We start from the raw sequence: 16,636 nt of genomic DNA on the forward strand, positions 1-16,636 counted from the left end.
ATTTAGTAAACATCCGCTTAGTTTTACGCCTTGGAGGTTCGCGCCGTTCATTTGCGCTGCTTCGATACGGCAACGACTGAAATCGACCGCTAGAAAATTGCCATTCGAAAAATCGACCCCATCAAAATCACAGCTTCTTAGATCGAGCCGCCAATTTCCGTGCTGGTGCTCCCTTGCCAGAAGGTTTGTGGAGCCAATTGCTTGAATGCCAATTTGCAAGTCTGCCCTGGGTTGCTTTCGTTCAAAGGGCAAGGGTGTCGCATCAAGATTTTTGGCAGGAAAATTGACGCGGATATAAGTCGCAATAGTTCGGCTAATTGAAAGCGCTTCCTCAGGATTTGCTCTGGCAAGACGGGCAAGCCGGTCAATCGCGGCGCAGCGTTGGACGATGTCGTCTTGCCAGTGATCTTGGTACTTGTCGTCATCGCCCAAGATGCTGATCTGCCTGCGCGCATACAGCCCTTGGGTGGCGGCGTTGATCTTTTCATTGAACAGGGATTCGGTGGCCGTGTCGGTTTGCTTTTGCGTCAGGCGCAGACGGATCACGGTTATTGGCAGCGCGATCACTGCGCCCAAGACAGTGGTGAGGCCAGCGAGCCGCAAAACATAGAATAGGAACCCGTCCCGCAGTTCTTTGGGGGTCATGCCTTCGGAAAAAGGAAGAGCGATGGTGCCCAGAATCAAAAAGGCCAATCCGACCGTAAGGATGGCCGCGATGATTGCGTATGCGAATGCTCCTGCGATCAGCATGATAGGGTGCAGGCCACTTAATCCCAGCCCATTGCGCAATAGGGTTAGTGTGTTTGGCTTTGGATCGTCCTCGGGCAAGGCGAGGTAAATGAGCCAAGAGGCCAGCAGCAGCACACCAAGACTGGCGATGCTATAGACCACCGGGCCGGGCAGGGAAAAGTGAATTGGGTCTGTCATCTGCTCCACTTTGACGCGAAATCGCGCCAGACAAAAGGCCTTTGGTCGCACCCGTGTCATATCCCTGACATTGTGGGTCCTTTGTACCTTGCGCATGGTGCGGTGCGAACATAGGTTCTGTCGAACTCTGCGGTGGGCCTTTGAACGCCCCAAAAACAAGGACACGATCCATGGAAGCCTTTGGCCAGTTTATTCCTTTAATTTTGATCTTTGGGATCATGTATTTCCTGCTCATTCGCCCTCAGCAGAAGAAGGTGAAAGAACATGCGGCGATGGTTGCGGCTTTGCGTCGTGGCGATCAGGTCATCACCCAAGGCGGGCTGATTGGCAAAGTGATCAAGGTCAAGGACGACAACGAGATCGAAGTTGAGTTGGCCGAAGGTATCAAAGTGCGTGTTGTGCAATCGACTATTGCCACTGTGATCAGCAAAACTGAACCGGCCAAGTAATGCTTCAGATTGCGGCTTGGAAGCGGGTACTGATCTGGGCGACCTGTGCGCTTGGGTTGTTGTTGGCGATGCCCAACGGGTTCTATTCGCGCGTAGAGGGGCACAATGATGCCGCTGCGGCGATAGAGTTGGGGGCGGATACGCCTGAAAACCAAGCGGCTTTGGCGGAGTGGCCGGGGTATTTGCCATCGAGCCTTGTGAACCTTGGGTTGGATTTGCGCGGTGGTGCGCATTTGCTGGCCGAGGTCGAGGTCGAGCAGGTCTATGCCACACGCATGGAGGCCACGTGGCCTGCTGTGCGCGATATTCTGCGCCCTGAACGCGCGACTGTGGGCACCATCCGTTTGCAGCCTTCGCCTGACGATGAGTTGCGCGTGCGGATTGGCGAGCCTGCAGGCATGCAGCGCGCTTTGCAATTGGTGCGTACATTGGCGGTGCCGGTGAATTCGCTGACTGGTGTTGGCATCAACGACATCGAAGTGCGCGCGGACGGGGACGATGTAATTTCGATCACTTTGAGTGATGCGGAAAAATTGGCCAGTGACGAACGCACTTTGGCGCAGTCGTTGGAAATTGTACGCCGCCGCGTCGACGAGGTCGGCACACGAGAGCCGACGATTCAGCGTCAGGGGGCGGATCGCATTCTAATTCAGGTGCCGGGCATTGGGTCGGCGTCTGAGCTGAAGGCGATCATTGGCACCACGGCGCAGTTGACGTTCAACCCTGTTGTGTCGCGCACATCGGATTCGTCGCAGGCACCTGGTGTTGGCAATGAATTGGTGCCGTCGCTGGATGAACCGGGTTTGTTTTATGTGATCGAAAGCGCGCCTGTTGTGTCGGGCGAAGATTTGGTCGACGCGCAGCCCAGCTTTGATCAAAACGGCAACCCTGCGGTTTCTTTCCGGTTTAACACGGCCGGTGCGCGCCGCTTTGGCGACTACACGGCTGAAAACATCGGGTCGCCCTTTGCGATTGTGCTGGATGACGAGGTCGTATCGGCCCCGGTGATCCAAAGCCATATTCCGGGTGGGTCAGGCATCATTACCGGCAATTTCGGAATTGAAGAATCAACCAACTTGGCGATTTTGCTGCGCGCAGGTGCGCTGCCTGCCGAACTGGTGTTCCTTGAGGAACGCACGATTGGTCCAGAGTTGGGTCAGGACAGCATTGATGCGGGTAAGATCGCGACTCTTGTCGCCTTTGCAGCGGTGCTGGTGTTCATGTTCCTAAGTTATGGGCTGTTTGGCGTTTTTGCCAACATCGCGTTGATCATCAACGTCGGCCTGATCTTTGGATTGCTGTCGTTGGTTGGGGCCACGCTGACCTTGCCGGGCATTGCGGGTATTGTTTTGACGGTGGGTATGGCGGTGGACGCCAACGTGCTGATCTTTGAACGGATCCGAGAAGAACTGAAATCGGCGCGCGGCCCTGCGCGGGCGATTGAGCTGGGCTATGAAAAGGCGTTGTCAGCCATTCTGGATGCCAACATCACCACGTTCATCACGGCTGTGATCTTGTTTGCGATGGGGTCGGGCCCTGTACGCGGTTTTGCGATTACGCTGGGCCTTGGCATTATGACATCTGTGTTCACCGCGATCTTTGTGACGCGCTTGCTGGTGGTGATGTGGTTTGAACGTCGCCGTCCCAAAACGATTGAGGTGTAAGTCATGCGATTGAAAATGATCCGGGACAACACGTCCTTTGACTTCTTTTCGCGGTGGAAAGTGTGGCTGGGAATTTCAGCGGCTATGGTGGTGGTGGGCATGTTGTCTTTTGCCATTCAGGGGCTGAACTATGGCATCGATTTTCGGGGCGGCACAACCATCCGTACCGAAAGCACGCAAGCCGTGGATACTGGGGTGTACCGGGACGCGATGGAGCCGCTTGGGCTGGGCGATTTTTTGATCACTGAAGTGTTTGACCCGGGCTTTGCTGCTGACCAAAACGTGGCAATGGTGCGCATTCAAGCGCAGGAAGGCCAGGAAGCCGTGACGCCCGATACCGTTCGTAAAGTGCAACATGCGCTGGGTAACGCGACGGGTAGTAAGTTGGTTGCCGATATTAGTCTTTTGTCTGGCGATCCCTCTGATTTAGAACAGCGCATGAGCAATTTTGGCGGCATTCCGGCTGACGATGTTGAAGGTGCGCGTTTTCTATTTCCGAATGGGCAGGCGTTCGATACCATTTCGCAAATTCAGGACGCTGCAAACGGGAACGGCTTGGTTCTACAGCAAGCGATTTTTTCCTATGACAACGTCAAATTCCCGTCCGTAGAATCTGTTGGCCCAAAAGTATCGGGCGAATTGATCAAAACGGCGGCGTTGGCTGTGGTTTTGGCGATCGGTGCGGTTCTGATATACATCTGGCTGCGGTTTGAATGGCAGTTTGCCCTAGGGGCCGTGGCGGCCCTTGTGCATGATGTGATCTTGACCATCGGGGTGTTTTCGGCACTGCAAATCAAATTTGATCTGGCGATCATTGCGGCACTGTTGACCATCGTCGGATATTCGTTGAACGACACTGTGGTTGTGTTTGACCGGGTGCGTGAAAACCTGCGTAAGTACAAGAAAAAGCCACTGTCCGAAGTGTTGAACGTTTCGATCAACGAGACATTAAGCCGGACATTGATGACATCTGTGACCACATTGCTGGCGCTGATTGCGCTTTATGTGCTGGGCGGGGATGTGATCCGGGGCTTTGTGTTTGCGATGATATGGGGTGTGATTGTCGGGACGTACAGTTCTGTGTTCGTTGCCTCGACCATCCTGTTGTGGTCGGGCGTCAAGCGCAACTGGGACAAGCAAGACCCGAACGTCGGCAATCAATATGCCAACATAGATGCTTGATCTGATCACCGCAGCCTTGGCTTTGCCGGGGCTGTGGTGGTTGATCGGAGCAATCATCGCGGCCGGTTTGGTGCGCGGTTTTACCGGTTTTGGATCGGCTTTGGTTATCATGCCAATTGCGTCTTCGGTCTTGGACCCGTTCGCGGCGCTGGCGTTTTTGACCACGGTGGAATTCTGGGGGCCATTACCCAATTTGCACGCAGCATGGCGGGCAGGTGAACCGCGCGAGACGGCAAAGCTGCTTGCCGGTGCGGTTGTCGGGTTGCCATTGGGGCTGTGGGCCTTGTCGCGGCTTGACCCTGCGGCTTTTGGCTGGTCGGTGTCCATTGTCGTGCTGGTGCTTTTGGCGCTGGTGATGACGGGGTGGCGATATGCCGGTACTTTGCGCCCGGCGGGGATCGTCGGCGTGGGAACGATCGGCGGCTTTTTAGGCGGTGTCGCCGGGGTGCCGGGACCGCCTGTGATCATGCTTTATATGGCCAGCGCGTTGCCAATCGCAGTGATCCGGGCCAACTTTTTATTATATCTGCTGGGCGTTGACGTACTGATGGCGGTTGTTTTCATTGGGTTTGGTTTACTTGACCCATTAGCGATCACAGTTGGGTTGATATGTGTACCCATCTACATGTGCGCGAATGTTGTTGGTGCACGTCTTTTTGATCCATCGGCCGAGAGACTTTTTCGCGTTGTGGCCTATATCGTAATTGCGGCGTCGGCTATTGTGGGCCTGCCTGTCTGGAGTTGATGCGATGCGGTTAAACGAAATCACCTTTACCGATGCCAAACCTGTCGAGGGCTATGGCCCTGGTTTTTTCCGCATTGGCGGCGAAGTGTTTCAAGGCGGTGTGTTGACCGGCCCGTTTGGCACGGTACCTTGGGGTGGATACGAAGACGAGGCCACGTTGCTGGAGCTTCAGGGGGCGGCTGATGTGTTGTTTGTCGGAACGGGGGCAGAGATTGCCCATATCCCGATGACCTTGCGTGACCCATTGGAAGAAACGGGTGTTGGGGTTGAGGTGATGTCTTCTCCTTCGGCGGCGCGTACGTACAACGTGCTATTGAGCGAGGGGCGGCGCGTCGCATTGGCGATGTTGCCAGTTTGAGGGGGACGAGGGGGGCCAGCCCCCCGGGCGCATCCGCGCCTTCCCCCCGGAGTTTATTTGGCAAGATGAAGGTGGACCGGGTCCTTCTGTGTCTGTCTGGGATCGGGTAGCGGTGTGTGATGGAATTGAATGTTACTGATCTGGCTGTAGGGCGTAGCGGTGTGCCCGTGTTGGCGGGCGTTTCATTTACGTTGTCTGCGGGACGGGCATTGGTTTTGCGTGGGCCCAATGGGGCAGGTAAGACGACGCTTTTGCGCACGGTTGCCGGTTTGCAGGAACCGATGGAAGGCGCCGTTGTCGGGGCCGAAGATCAGGTCGCATATGCCGCCCATGCCGATGGGTTGAAGGCTGCGTTAACAGTGGCAGAGAACTTGCAGTTTTGGGCTGCGGTGTTTGGTCAAAGCGGTATCGCAGAGGCGCTGCACGCCTTTGATCTTGAGGGCCTAGAGAACCGCGCCGCGGGCACATTGTCGGCGGGTCAAAAACGTCGTTTGGGTTTGGCGCGTCTGGTTGTGACGGGGCGCCCTTTGTGGATTTTGGATGAGCCGACGGTGTCATTAGATGCAGCGTCAGTTGCGCTTTTTGCTGACGCGGTGCGTGCACATTTGGCAGGCGGAGGGTGCGCTTTGATGGCCACCCATATCGATCTTGGGATTGAGGCGGATGTGTTGGATGTGACGCCGTATCGCGCCCGTGCGGGGGCTGTCGCGGCTTCGGATGAGGCATTCTTATGAGAGCGTTATTTTTTCGCGATTTGGCGTTGGCATTGCGCGCGGGGGGCGGGTTTGGCCTTGGGCTTGCGTTTTTCCTGATCGTTGTTGTGCTCGTGCCTTTTAGCGTTGGGCCTGCGTCTGACCTGTTGGCGCGCATCGCGCCTGGTGTTTTGTGGTTGGGCGCTTTGCTGGCGTGCCTGTTATCGCTGGATCGTTTATTGGCCGTTGATTGGGAAGACGGGGCGCTGGATCTGTTGGCGACGTCGCCTTTGCCGTTGGAGGGCGTTGTGGCCGTCAAAGCAGGCGCGCATTGGGTAACGACTGGATTGCCCTTGGTACTTGCTGCACCTGTGTTGGGTGTTTTGTTGAACTTGGCGCCGGGGGGCTATGGTGTTTTGGTAGTCAGCCTTGTGCTTGGCACGCCTGCGCTGTCGATGATAGGCGCTTTTGGTGCGGCCTTGACCGTTGGGATCAAGCGCGGTGGGTTGTTGATGTCGCTACTTGTACTGCCGCTGTATGTACCTACGTTGATCTTTGGTGCAGAGGCTGCTCGGCGCGGGGCAGAGGGGCTGGACCCCGCCACGCCGTTGCTGTTTCTGGCTGGAATCACGCTGGCGGTTCTGGCGTTGATGCCATTTGCTGCGGGCGCCGTTTTGCGTGTGAACTTGCGGTAACGCGAAATTGGATTGAGAAGCTCTGCACGAGGAATTAGGGAAGCTATATGTCACTTTGGGAATATGCCAACCCGGTCAAGTTTTTAGGCCTCAGCGAACGGATCTTGCCGTGGCTGTGGGGGCTTTCGGCCGCATGCCTTGCGATCGGGTTGATTTGGGGGTTCTTTTTCACGCCCGATGACTTCCGGCAGGGATCAACCGTCAAGATCATTTACTTGCATGTGCCTGCCGCTTTGATGGCGATCAATGCGTGGTTCATGATGCTTGTTGCGTCATTGATTTGGATCATCCGGCGGCACCATGTGTCGGCACTGGCCGCCCGCGCCGCTGCCCCGGTGGGGATTGTGATGACGCTTATTGCGCTGTTTACCGGGGCAATCTGGGGGCAGCCGATGTGGGGGACATGGTGGGCGTGGGATCCGCGCCTGACCTCCTTTTTGATCTTGTTTTTGTTTTACCTTGGGTATGTCGCCCTTTGGGAAGCGATTGAAGACCCTGACACGGCTGCCGATCTGACATCGATCCTGTGCCTTGTCGGGACCGTTTTCGCGGTTCTCAGCCGCTATGCTGTGAACTTTTGGAACCAAGGGTTACATCAGGGGGCGTCGCTGTCGTTGGACAAAGAAGAAAACGTGGCGGATGTATTTTACCAACCTTTGCTATTCTGTATCGCAGGTTTTGTTCTGCTGTTCTTTGCATTGGTTTTGTACCGTACAGGCACTGAAATACGCGTGCGCCGGACGCGCGCGTTGATGGCACGGGAGAATGCAGTTGCCTGATCTTGGGAAGTACGCGGACGCAGTTTTTTCCGCCTATGCGGTGTCGGTTCTACTGCTTGTGGCCATCGTTGCGCTGACGTTGTTGCGCGGACGCCGCGTGCGCGCACAAATGCAAGAAGTTGAAGAAAGGGCAAAGCGCAATGGCTAAGGTTTCGCCGCTGATGCTGGCCCCGATAGGGATATTTGCAGGCTTTGTGGCGCTGGCCGCTGTCGGTATGTTTCGAGATAATCCGCGCGAACTGCCTTCGACACGGGTGGGTGGGATCGCACCTGAAGTGACTGAAGAGAGCCTGATTGCCTTTCCCGGCGTGACGCCTGAAATGCTAGGCAATGGGCAGGTGACCTTGGTTAACTTCTGGGCCTCTTGGTGCCCACCATGCCGTGCGGAACACCCTAAATTGTTGGAAATGGCCGCGGACGGCGTGCCGATCGTCGGGGTGAATTTTCGCGACACAGAGACACCGGCGACTCAATACTTGACGGATGACGGCAACCCTTTTGTTGGAGTGGCCTTTGACCCTGCTGGGCGATCTGCGATTGAGTGGGGCGTCACTGCCCCGCCCGAGACGTTCATCATCGCAGGCGACGGGACTGTGTTGTTTCGCTATATCGGACCGTTGATCGGCTCAGATTATGAAAACCGGTTTGTGCCTGCTCTGAACGAGGCGCTGTCAAAATGAACGCCTAACGGCGTATTTCATGCTGATCGGCGTCTGACTTCATTGTTCTTTTAAATACTCAAAAATGCGGTCTGCTGCAAATGGGAGCATTTGAGTATTTAAAAGAACAATGAAACGAAAAAGCCCCGGACGCGATGCCGGGGCTTTCTTGTTTATGTGTGGCGGATCAGGCCGCTTTGGCGAGGTTGCGCAGCACGTAGTGCAAAACGCCGCCGTGCTCGATGTATTCGACCTCGATCGCTGTATCGATCCGGCATTTCAGCTGGATATTCTTGACTGAGCCATCTGCCATTGTGATTGTGCAGGGCACAACTTCGAGCGGCTTGATCGTATCAAGACCCGAGATCGACACGGTTTCTTCGCCTGTCAGACCAAGGCTTTTGCGGCTATCACCACCAGTGAATTCGAACGGGATCACGCCCATGCCGACAAGGTTGGAGCGGTGGATACGTTCGAAGCTTTCGGAAATGACCGCCTTTACGCCGAGCAAAGCCGTGCCTTTGGCTGCCCAGTCACGCGAAGAACCCGCACCGTACTGTTCGCCACCGAAGATGACCAACGGTGTGCCTGCCTCTTGGTGTGCCATGGCCGCGTCATAAATTGAGGTCTGCGCGCCATCGGGGCCTTTGGTGTAGCCGCCTTCGACGCCGTCCAGCATCTCGTTCTTAATGCGGATGTTGGCGAAGGTGCCGCGCATCATGATCTCGTGGTTGCCGCGACGCGAGCCGTATGAGTTAAACTCACGCGGGGCGACTTGGCGTTCGATCAGATACTGGCCTGCGGGTGTGCTTTGCTGGAACGATCCGGCAGGCGAGATGTGATCAGTGGTGATCATATCGCCCAGAACGGCCAACACTTTGGCGCCGTCGATGTTGGAAATCGTGCCCGGCTCTGCACCCATCCCTTGGAAGTAAGGTGGGTTTTGCACGTAGGTCGATGTCGGTGGCCAGTCATAGGTCAGCGCATTCGTGGTTTCCACGCCCTGCCATTTTTCGTCGCCGTTAAAGACGTCCGCATATTTGGTTTGGAACGCTTCGCGGGTTACAGTGGCTTCGACCAATTCGGCCACTTCTTGGGTGGTGGGCCAGATGTCTTTCAGGAAGACGTCATTGCCGTCTTTGTCCTGACCAATCGCGTCTTTGCTCAGGTCGATGTCAAGCGTACCGGCCAGCGCATAGGCCACCACGAGGGGAGGCGAGGCGAGGTAGTTGGCACGCACGTCGGGCGAAATCCGACCTTCAAAGTTGCGGTTGCCCGACAGAACAGATGTCGCCACCAGATCGCCATCGGCAATCGCTTTGGACAGTTCAGGCTGGATCGGACCAGAGTTACCGATACAGGTCGTGCACCCGTAACCGACAAGGTTAAAGCCGATGGCATCCAGATCATCTTGCAGCTCGGCGGCTTCCAGATAGGCTGAAACAACCTGCGAACCGGGTGCAAGCGATGTTTTCACCCATGGTTTGCGGTTCATGCCCAATGCAGCAGCCTTGCGCGCCACAAGGCCCGCACCGATCATCACATAGGGGTTCGACGTGTTGGTACAGGAGGTGATCGATGCGATCACAACTTTACCGGATTCAAGTGTGTAGTCTTCGCCGTCGACCGCAACCTCTTTGCCCATTGGGCGTTTAAAAGTCTCTTCCATTTCGCGGCGGAACGCTGTTTGCCCGTCACTCAGTGCCACGTAATCTTGTGGGCGTTTGGGGCCAGAAATGGCAGGCACGATGGTGCCCATGTCAAGGTGCAGCGTGTCCGTATAGATCGGAGCATAGTCATCGTCGCGCCACATACCGTTCTCTTTGGCATAGGTTTCGACCAGCGCGATGCGGTCCTTGTCGCGGCCAGTGTTTTCCAGATAGCGCAGCGTTTCGCTGTCGATCGGGAAGAAGCCACAGGTCGCGCCGTATTCGGGTGCCATGTTGGCGATAGTGGCGCGGTCAGCCAGTGGCAAACGGTTCAAGCCTTCGCCGTAGAATTCGACGAATTTGGAAACAACGCCTTTTGCGCGCAGCATTTCCACAACTTTCAACACAAGGTCGGTGCCTGTTGTGCCTTCCAACATGGAACCCGTCAGTTCAAAACCGATAACTTCGGGGATCAGCATGGAAATCGGCTGGCCTAACATCGCGGCTTCGGCTTCGATGCCGCCAACGCCCCAACCAAGGACGGCAGCGCCGTTGACCATGGTGGTGTGGCTGTCGGTGCCAACAAGCGTGTCAGGGTATGCGACTTCGACGCCGTTCTGGTCTTTGTCGGTCCAGACGGTTTGCGACAGATATTCGAGGTTCACTTGGTGGCAGATGCCGGTTCCGGGTGGGACAACGCGGAAGTTGTTAAAGGCGTTTTGGCCCCACTTCAGGAAGGTGTAACGTTCCATGTTGCGTTCGTATTCGCGGTCCACGTTCATCTGGAAGGCGCGCGGGTTGCCAAATTCGTCGATCATCACCGAGTGGTCGATCACAAGATCAACAGGGTTCAGCGGGTTGATCTGTTCGGCGTCGCCACCAAGGGACACAAGGGCGTCGCGCATTGCGGCCAGATCGACAACGGCCGGAACGCCGGTGAAATCTTGCAGAAGAACGCGGGCGGGGCGGTAGGCGATCTCGCGCGGGTTTTTACCGCCATTGGCGCCCCATTCGGCAAATGCCTTAATGTCATCTGTGTTGACTGTCTTGCCATCTTCGAAGCGCAGCATGTTTTCCAAAACCACCTTGAGGGCGGCGGGCAATTTGGAAAAGTCACCAAGCCCAGCTTCGGTTGCTGCTGGGATGGAGTAATAATCGATGGATTGGGAACCGGCGGTCAGCGTCTTGCGCGTCTTGGCGGAATCATGGCCTACTGTGATGGGCATTAAGAAGTCCTTTCTTTAGGCGACGGGGTAGAGTGCTTGGGTGCGTCATGCATCATGAGGGGGCTGTGATCAACTCAAATTGGCATGATTTTAGTGATTTGGTATACCATGGTGTACAATTTGTGAATGCAAGATTTGATTTGCTGTCACATATACTCAACAAACCTTGATTGGCACATCGCTTGGGACTTCCATATATGGTGAAGAGTAAACAGCAAGCATTTCAACACAGAGAGTGTGCGCGGAACCTATGAAACTTATCAGTTCCATCCTTTTGGCGGGTATTACCGCATTCAGTTCTCCAGTCGCGGCGCAGTCGCCTGTGGTGGTCGAATTGTTCACCTCGCAAGGGTGTTCGTCTTGTCCGCCTGCGGACAAATTGTTGCACGAGTTGGCAAAACGTGACGATGTTATCGCGTTGGCGCTGCACGTGGATTATTGGGATTACATTGGTTGGAAGGACGAATTCGCACACCCAGCCTATTCGGACCGTCAACGCAATTATGCCCGTGAGGGTCGCCGCCGGTCGGTGTACACCCCCCAGATGATCATCAACGGCGTCACAAGTGTTGTCGGCGCCCGCCCGATGGAGCTGTCCAAAGCGATCGCCGATGCGGGCGCCGCACCGTCTGTTGTCGACATGAACGTGGCAATGAGCGATGGCGTGCTGAACGTATCAGCGACCACTAGCCATCGCGGTCGGCCCTTGTTGGTGCATGTCGTGCGCTATCAGCCAGAACGCGAATCGCGGATCACGCGCGGCGAGAACGCAGGGCATACCATCAACTATGCCCACGTGACCGAAGACTGGAAAATCCTGCGCGAATGGGATGGGGCCGCCGCCTTGTCTGTGGATATGCCAATTGAAGGCGATCACCCTCTGGTCGTGATGATCCAAGAAGGACGATCCGGCCCGATCTTAGCGGCCGCCGAGATCAAGTAAGCTTTTTAAACCTTCGGGGCAGCGTTCGCGCTGTCCCGCCAGCGTCTTGCAACCCACAACCATTGATCAGGATGGGCGCGTATGCGCGCACTGATGCTGTCATTCATGGCTTGGGTCATGGTTTCAGCGTCTGTATGAGGGATCGGCGCTTCGATCACACAGTCAAATGACAAGCCATCGCTTTTGCGGATGCCGTAAAACGGAATCAACGGGGCGTCATATCGCAGCGCCAGTTCGGCGGCGGATACAGCTGTATGGGCCTTATGGCCCAGAAAATCCAAAACAGGTGCGCCGTGTACGTGCTGGTCAAAAAGCAACACCAGCTGACCTCCACCTTTAAGATGGCGCACAAAGCCGGCAGTTCCTTTGCGCCCTTTTGCAAAAACGGGGCCGCCGAAGGCTTGCATCGTGCGCACGTAATGGGCGTTGAAATACGGATTGGCCATATCGCGATAGAGCCCACCCACATCATAGCCTCGTGACACCAATGCAGCGCGCACGGCCTCGTAATTCCCGAAATGCCCCGTGACCAGAACGACGGGCTGACCGGCGGCTGCGGCTTTTTCAAGCGCTTCGATCCCGGGGCCGTCTAACTTGGCACCCTTTTGACGGGCCAGCAGCGCCTTTGTGGAATAGTTTTCGATCAGGGTGCGCCCGGCATTGTTCAGGCTGGCGCGGGCAAGGCGTTCTTGTTCGGCACGCGGCAAGTAGGGCAGCACAAAGGTAATGTGATCTTCAGCGCGGCGTAGAAATCCCGCGGCGCGTGCGATGACATTGACAAATACCCATCCCATAAACGGCACACGCCACCGATACGGCAAGGCCAGAGCGGTCCCAATGCAGGCACGCGCCGCCAGATCGGTCGCGAAATAGGCGGCCCGTTTTCCGGCTGGCAGGGTATCGGGATCCTTGGGCATTGGCACCTTTGGCTTAGCGCGCGGGGTTGGGTTTGGCGCGGGTTTCTCGATGCCAGACATAAATCCCCGCCCCTGCGATCACAAGCGCACCAAGCAAAGTCAGTGCGTCAGGCACTTCTTGAAATAGAACAAAGCCCCAGAGCACGGCAAACACAAGGCCTGTGTAGTTGAAGGGCGCGAGCAAACCCGCCTCGGCTTGTGACAATGCGCGGATCAACATCAACTGCCCCGCTGTGCCGACCGCGCCGATAAACATCAGCAATACAATGCTGATGGGCGTGAACGTTGGCATGTGAAACGGGACGATGGCTGTCAGAATGATCGAACCGACAAGCCCTGTATAAAAGAGCGAGGTCCACACGTCTTCGTTTGGACCCAAGCGGCGGGTGATCAGGGTGTAACCCGCAAAACAAAGGGCTGAAATTAACGGCAGCAGGGCCGCGGGCTGGAACACATCCGATCCGGGGCGGATCACCAGTAAGGCACCCACCAGCGCAAGCAGGATGGCAAAGATACGGCGCGGGCCCAGTGCTTCGCCCAGAAAAAGGGCCGCGCCAAGTGTGATCAGCAGCGGATTCATCGAAATGACCGCTGTCGCTTCGGCCAGTCCAACGCGGGCCAAGGCATGGAAGAAAAAGAAGGTCGCCAGCATCAACAAGACCGAACGGGCGATTTGCAACTTAGGGTGCACGCTGCGTACGACACGGCGCAAGCGTGGGGCCACAAGGATCACGACGATCATCATTTGCCCTGCATAGCGTGCCCAAAGGGCGGGGATCGTGCCTGTCATGGGTGACACAGTCTTTACAGCCACATCCATCAGCCCAAAGCAAAAGATTGCCGCAATCGTCAACAGAATGGCGCGGGTCGGCGCAGAGTGCGAAGGCTGTTCCATAGCATTGGGCTTAACGCAGTTTCCGCGGGCTCACACTGCTAAACGTACGCTGATCACCAAAGGTGTTATCCGCAGGTGGAGGCGCGGACCCTGAGGATGTTCTTTTGATACTTTCATTGCAGTCGCCAGACCTTTGAAATTGTTATTCTTCCTCCTCGTTCACAAGCATCAAATCACCCGAAGCTTCCATGGCGCGGATCGTGTTCACAATTGACGTCATCGCAGCGTCAGTGTCGGCAGGTTTGGGGGTGCCAGCCTCCGCCACTTCTTCGCGTGTTTGATCGGCCATGCGACCAGACATGTTTTCTAGAATAAAGGCGACACTGGCGTCCATTCCCATGGACGGGGCACCTGCAAAAGCGGTGACCAAGTCAGCCTGATCGATGTCGCGCAGAATGCGCGGAATGTCGCGCGGTGCGATGCGTGCGGGGATGTTGGCAAAGGTAAAGATCGCTTTGCGCACTGCGTTTGCAAATCCTTCGTCAGATTCATCAAGGCCTGCGAGCATATCGTCGCGTGTTATGGCTGTGGTGGAATTCAAGATCGCGCCAACGCGTTCCACTGGTCCGTCGTCAAAAGCACTGATCGGACGAGCCGCCAGTTGACTGGCCAGCGACAGACCGATGCGTTGCACCGCATCCGGCGTGACGCCCCCCGTTTTTGACACGGCAAAGGTGATCTGGCGGGCGCGTGGACCTGGCAGTTTTCCTAACAATTCAGCAGCTTTAGGAACTTCGAGTTTAGAAAGCATGACGGCTGCAATTTCGATGCTTTCGGTTTCAAGCACAGGGACCAATAGATCGGGCGACATCTCGCGGATGCGCACCCAAGGATCACCCATTTCGCGCACGCCCGCCTCTTTGCGTAGGCGCGCGGCGGTTTGCGGGCTGATTTTACCATCAAGTGCCGTCAGCGCGCCTGCCATGCCACCCGGAAAGCTCAGGCCGATCCGTTCAACTTCCTCAGCGAACTCGGCGGCCACGGCTTGCAAGGTATCGCGATCGACCATGCGCATCGATCCCATGGCCTTGGTTAGGTGTGCTTGCAATTCTTCGGGTAAATCCTCAATCGGGATATCGGCGCCTTCGTTTAGCAAAATACGCACCACGATCGCCGCTTTCGCCCGGCGACTTAACGCAGGTGTGCGCATAGAAGATCCGCCGCCCGACTGCATCTTGGCAGGGGCGGCGGGCATGTGAACCAATTCGGTCATGTCCTGCCTTAAAACTGTTCGCGTCAGCTTTGGCAGGCAATGGTTTAGAAACTCTCAACCCATCACCGAAAAGATCGTTCAATAGCTATAGGTCGTGCCGGTCTCGATAGCTGAACGCAAGGATGCCTCGGCCCATGTACCTTCGCCGCCGCGCGCTTGGATTTCGCGCAGCTGTGTGACAGCGGCGATTTTGTCACCCGACGCCACTTTGCCTTGCCCCATGTAAGAGCGGGCCAAAATGTTATCTGGATTTTGGGTAAGAGCCTGTTCGTAATAGACATTCGCTTGTTCCAGATCGCCAAGTTTACGCGCTGTGAACCCACGATACGTCAGCACACGATCATCAAGTTGGTCGGGCATTTGGTCCAGCACCTGCACCACTTCGCCAAAACGGCCCGCATAGGCCAATTCGCGCACGGCTTTGTAAAGCGTATCGTTGTCCAAATGAGAGGTTTTGTCAGGGCGTACGCATTTTTTGATATCGCCATCCCACACGCCATTTACCGGCTGGGAAAAGCGCACATACCGCTTGGTTTCAGGATCCCATTGGCGGGCATCAAAACAGTTCTGGGTTGTTTCGGTTTTCTTGGGCTTGGCTGTGCTGTCACTGCCAGCGGCGAAACTTGTGGAGGGCAAGGCAAGTGGCAGGGCGATTGCGGCAGTCAGGATCACGGTACGCAGCATGGTAGGTCTCCGATTGTTTGGACACGTTGTGGTGTCGATACAGTAACAACCCGCAGGGGCCGGAATTTATGCGAATACGCTGTTATTTTTTTGCGTAGTGGCGAGCGGCTAGGTGTTGGAAGCGGTGTTTTGGGGCCGCTCGACGGCATAAAACGCCGCCGGATGTGTGCGTCGGGGGCGTTGTACGTGCTGTTGCCGTAACGAATGCGTATGCAAAAAGGTATGTTGGTTGTCAGCGCTCGTCTCCATCCAATGCATGGTGGTGGAAGGGTAAGGCAAATAAGCCCGCGCGCAAAACAAATTTTGGGGTAGGCGCACCAAGCTGCGCCTTACAGCTTAGGGCCAGTTCGGTTTGTGGGTAAGGCGGAGGTGTCCTCCGCCTTTTTTGATCACTGGTCACCAAATACCCGAGCAAAGATCGTGTCCACATGTTTGGTGTGATAGCCAAGGTCGAACTTTTCTTCGATTTCTTCGACGCTGAGGGCGGCAAGCACTTCGGCGTCACCCAACAGTTCGGTTTTGAAATCAGAGCCGTCTTCCCAGACCTTCATCGCGTTGCGCTGTACCAGCTTATAGCTGTCTTCTCGGCTGACACCTGCTTGGGTCAGGGCCAAAAGCACGCGTTGGCTCATCACAAGGCCGCTGAATTTGTTCATGTTGTCCAGCATGTTGTCAGGATAGATCAGCATTTTATCGATCACGCCGGTCAAACGGTGCAGGGCGAAATCGAGGGTGATGGTGGTGTCTGGACCAATGGCGCGCTCAACACTTGAATGCGAGATATCGCGTTCATGCCAAAGGGCCACGTTTTCCATCGCCGGGACAACAGCCATACGGATGGTGCGCGCAAGGCCTGTCAGGTTTTCAGTCAGAATGGGGTTCTTTTTGTGCGGCATCGCAGAGGAACCCTTTTGGCCCGCCGAAAAGAATTCAGCCCCTTCCAGCACTTCGGTGCGTTG

General features: G+C 56.0%; 18 protein-coding genes. 11 read left to right on the plus strand and 7 right to left on the minus strand.

Annotated elements, in window-relative coordinates:
* The coding region (locus tag ABJF76_RS01295) for a pentapeptide repeat-containing protein (RefSeq protein ID WP_413822486.1) at positions 1–927 on the minus strand (927 nt) is incomplete at its 3' end.
* A 170-nt stretch (positions 928–1,097) separates the two neighbouring features.
* Here ABJF76_RS01295 and yajC point away from each other — a divergent pair.
* From yajC to ABJF76_RS01345, 10 genes are all read left to right on the plus strand, one after another.
* Positions 1,098–1,376, plus strand: coding sequence for a preprotein translocase subunit YajC (yajC, locus tag ABJF76_RS01300; protein WP_413819413.1), 279 nt, complete (start codon positions 1,098–1,100; stop codon positions 1,374–1,376).
* Positions 1,376–3,040 (plus strand): protein translocase subunit SecD, encoded by a 1,665-nt coding sequence (secD, locus tag ABJF76_RS01305; RefSeq protein WP_413819412.1) that lies wholly within the window; start codon positions 1,376–1,378, stop codon positions 3,038–3,040. Before yajC ends, secD begins: the two co-directional genes overlap by 1 nt.
* A 3-nt stretch (positions 3,041–3,043) precedes the next feature.
* Positions 3,044–4,222: a protein translocase subunit SecF gene (gene secF, locus ABJF76_RS01310; RefSeq protein ID WP_413819411.1), complete on the plus strand. Its 1,179-nt coding sequence runs from the start codon at positions 3,044–3,046 to the stop codon at positions 4,220–4,222.
* On the plus strand, positions 4,215–4,967 hold the full coding sequence (locus tag ABJF76_RS01315) for a TSUP family transporter (RefSeq protein ID WP_413819410.1): 753 nt from the start codon (positions 4,215–4,217) through the stop codon (positions 4,965–4,967). The genes secF and ABJF76_RS01315 overlap by 8 nt, the downstream gene beginning before the upstream one ends.
* A 4-nt stretch (positions 4,968–4,971) precedes the next feature.
* Entirely contained in the window at positions 4,972–5,325 is a 354-nt protein-coding gene (locus tag ABJF76_RS01320; RefSeq protein WP_413819409.1) for an Mth938-like domain-containing protein, read from the plus strand.
* A 119-nt stretch (positions 5,326–5,444) separates the two neighbouring features.
* The gene (ccmA, locus tag ABJF76_RS01325; protein WP_413819408.1) at positions 5,445–6,059 is read left to right on the plus strand and encodes a heme ABC exporter ATP-binding protein CcmA; all 615 of its coding nucleotides are present in this window, start codon (positions 5,445–5,447) and stop codon (positions 6,057–6,059) included.
* Positions 6,056–6,712, plus strand: coding sequence for a heme exporter protein CcmB (gene ccmB / locus ABJF76_RS01330; RefSeq protein WP_413819407.1), 657 nt, complete (start codon positions 6,056–6,058; stop codon positions 6,710–6,712). Before ccmA ends, ccmB begins: the two co-directional genes overlap by 4 nt.
* A 47-nt stretch (positions 6,713–6,759) precedes the next feature.
* The gene (locus ABJF76_RS01335) at positions 6,760–7,491 is read left to right on the plus strand and encodes a heme ABC transporter permease (protein ID WP_413819406.1); all 732 of its coding nucleotides are present in this window, start codon (positions 6,760–6,762) and stop codon (positions 7,489–7,491) included.
* A complete protein-coding gene (ccmD, locus tag ABJF76_RS01340; protein WP_413819542.1) occupies positions 7,484–7,639 on the plus strand; it encodes a heme exporter protein CcmD in 156 nt (51 codons plus the stop codon). Before ABJF76_RS01335 ends, ccmD begins: the two co-directional genes overlap by 8 nt.
* Positions 7,632–8,171, plus strand: a complete 540-nt coding sequence (locus ABJF76_RS01345) for a DsbE family thiol:disulfide interchange protein (protein WP_413819405.1) — start codon at positions 7,632–7,634, stop codon at positions 8,169–8,171. The genes ccmD and ABJF76_RS01345 overlap by 8 nt, the downstream gene beginning before the upstream one ends.
* Before the next feature lie 166 nt (positions 8,172–8,337).
* Here the strand turns inward: ABJF76_RS01345 and acnA are convergent, their stop codons facing one another.
* Positions 8,338–11,025, minus strand: coding sequence for an aconitate hydratase AcnA (acnA, locus tag ABJF76_RS01350; RefSeq protein ID WP_413819404.1), 2,688 nt, complete (start codon positions 11,023–11,025; stop codon positions 8,338–8,340).
* 250 nt (positions 11,026–11,275) lie between these two features.
* On the opposite strand from acnA, the gene ABJF76_RS01355 reads away from it, so the two are divergent.
* Positions 11,276–11,968, plus strand: a complete 693-nt coding sequence (locus ABJF76_RS01355; protein WP_413819403.1) for a DUF1223 domain-containing protein — start codon at positions 11,276–11,278, stop codon at positions 11,966–11,968.
* 5 nt (positions 11,969–11,973) lie between these two features.
* Here ABJF76_RS01355 and ABJF76_RS01360 read toward each other — a convergent pair whose 3' ends face one another.
* The 5 genes from ABJF76_RS01360 to ABJF76_RS01380 all read right to left on the minus strand — a co-directional run.
* Positions 11,974–12,945, minus strand: a complete 972-nt coding sequence (locus ABJF76_RS01360; protein WP_413819402.1) for a lysophospholipid acyltransferase family protein — start codon at positions 12,943–12,945, stop codon at positions 11,974–11,976.
* Complete coding sequence (locus tag ABJF76_RS01365; protein WP_413819401.1) at positions 12,899–13,780, minus strand: DMT family transporter; 882 nt, start codon at positions 13,778–13,780, stop codon at positions 12,899–12,901. The genes ABJF76_RS01360 and ABJF76_RS01365 overlap by 47 nt, the downstream gene beginning before the upstream one ends.
* Positions 13,781–13,922: 142 nt before the next feature.
* A complete protein-coding gene (locus ABJF76_RS01370) occupies positions 13,923–14,993 on the minus strand; it encodes a flagellar motor switch protein FliG (protein ID WP_413819400.1) in 1,071 nt (356 codons plus the stop codon).
* 78 nt (positions 14,994–15,071) lie between these two features.
* Positions 15,072–15,677 carry a tetratricopeptide repeat protein gene (locus ABJF76_RS01375; protein ID WP_413819399.1) on the minus strand — a complete coding sequence of 202 codons (606 nt, stop codon included), beginning with the start codon at positions 15,675–15,677 and terminating at the stop codon, positions 15,072–15,074.
* Between the two features lie 389 nt (positions 15,678–16,066).
* A partial coding sequence (locus tag ABJF76_RS01380; RefSeq protein WP_413822487.1) for a lyase family protein occupies positions 16,067–16,636 on the minus strand: 570 nt, incomplete at its 5' end.

The sequence above is a fragment of the Tateyamaria sp. genome (genome assembly GCF_039940735.1).
In the GTDB taxonomy this organism is placed as follows: domain Bacteria; phylum Pseudomonadota; class Alphaproteobacteria; order Rhodobacterales; family Rhodobacteraceae; genus Tateyamaria.

Excerpts from the sequence above, each read along its gene's own strand:
- yajC (WP_413819413.1), top strand. The coding sequence starts at position 1,098 with ATGGAAGCCTTTGGCCAGTTTATTCCTTTAATTTTGATCTTTGGGATC.
- secD (WP_413819412.1), top strand. The coding sequence starts at position 1,376 with ATGCTTCAGATTGCGGCTTGGAAGCGGGTACTGATCTGGGCGACCTGT.
- secF (WP_413819411.1), top strand. The coding sequence starts at position 3,044 with ATGCGATTGAAAATGATCCGGGACAACACGTCCTTTGACTTCTTTTCG.
- ABJF76_RS01315 (WP_413819410.1), top strand. The coding sequence starts at position 4,215 with ATGCTTGATCTGATCACCGCAGCCTTGGCTTTGCCGGGGCTGTGGTGG.
- ABJF76_RS01320 (WP_413819409.1), top strand. The coding sequence starts at position 4,972 with ATGCGGTTAAACGAAATCACCTTTACCGATGCCAAACCTGTCGAGGGC.
- ccmA (WP_413819408.1), top strand. The coding sequence starts at position 5,445 with ATGGAATTGAATGTTACTGATCTGGCTGTAGGGCGTAGCGGTGTGCCC.
- ccmB (WP_413819407.1), top strand. The coding sequence starts at position 6,056 with ATGAGAGCGTTATTTTTTCGCGATTTGGCGTTGGCATTGCGCGCGGGG.
- ABJF76_RS01335 (WP_413819406.1), top strand. The coding sequence starts at position 6,760 with ATGTCACTTTGGGAATATGCCAACCCGGTCAAGTTTTTAGGCCTCAGC.
- ABJF76_RS01345 (WP_413819405.1), top strand. The coding sequence starts at position 7,632 with ATGGCTAAGGTTTCGCCGCTGATGCTGGCCCCGATAGGGATATTTGCA.
- acnA (WP_413819404.1), bottom strand. The coding sequence starts at position 11,025 with ATGCCCATCACAGTAGGCCATGATTCCGCCAAGACGCGCAAGACGCTG.
- ABJF76_RS01355 (WP_413819403.1), top strand. The coding sequence starts at position 11,276 with ATGAAACTTATCAGTTCCATCCTTTTGGCGGGTATTACCGCATTCAGT.
- ABJF76_RS01360 (WP_413819402.1), bottom strand. The coding sequence starts at position 12,945 with ATGTCTGGCATCGAGAAACCCGCGCCAAACCCAACCCCGCGCGCTAAG.
- ABJF76_RS01365 (WP_413819401.1), bottom strand. The coding sequence starts at position 13,780 with ATGGAACAGCCTTCGCACTCTGCGCCGACCCGCGCCATTCTGTTGACG.
- ABJF76_RS01370 (WP_413819400.1), bottom strand. The coding sequence starts at position 14,993 with ATGACCGAATTGGTTCACATGCCCGCCGCCCCTGCCAAGATGCAGTCG.
- ABJF76_RS01375 (WP_413819399.1), bottom strand. The coding sequence starts at position 15,677 with ATGCTGCGTACCGTGATCCTGACTGCCGCAATCGCCCTGCCACTTGCC.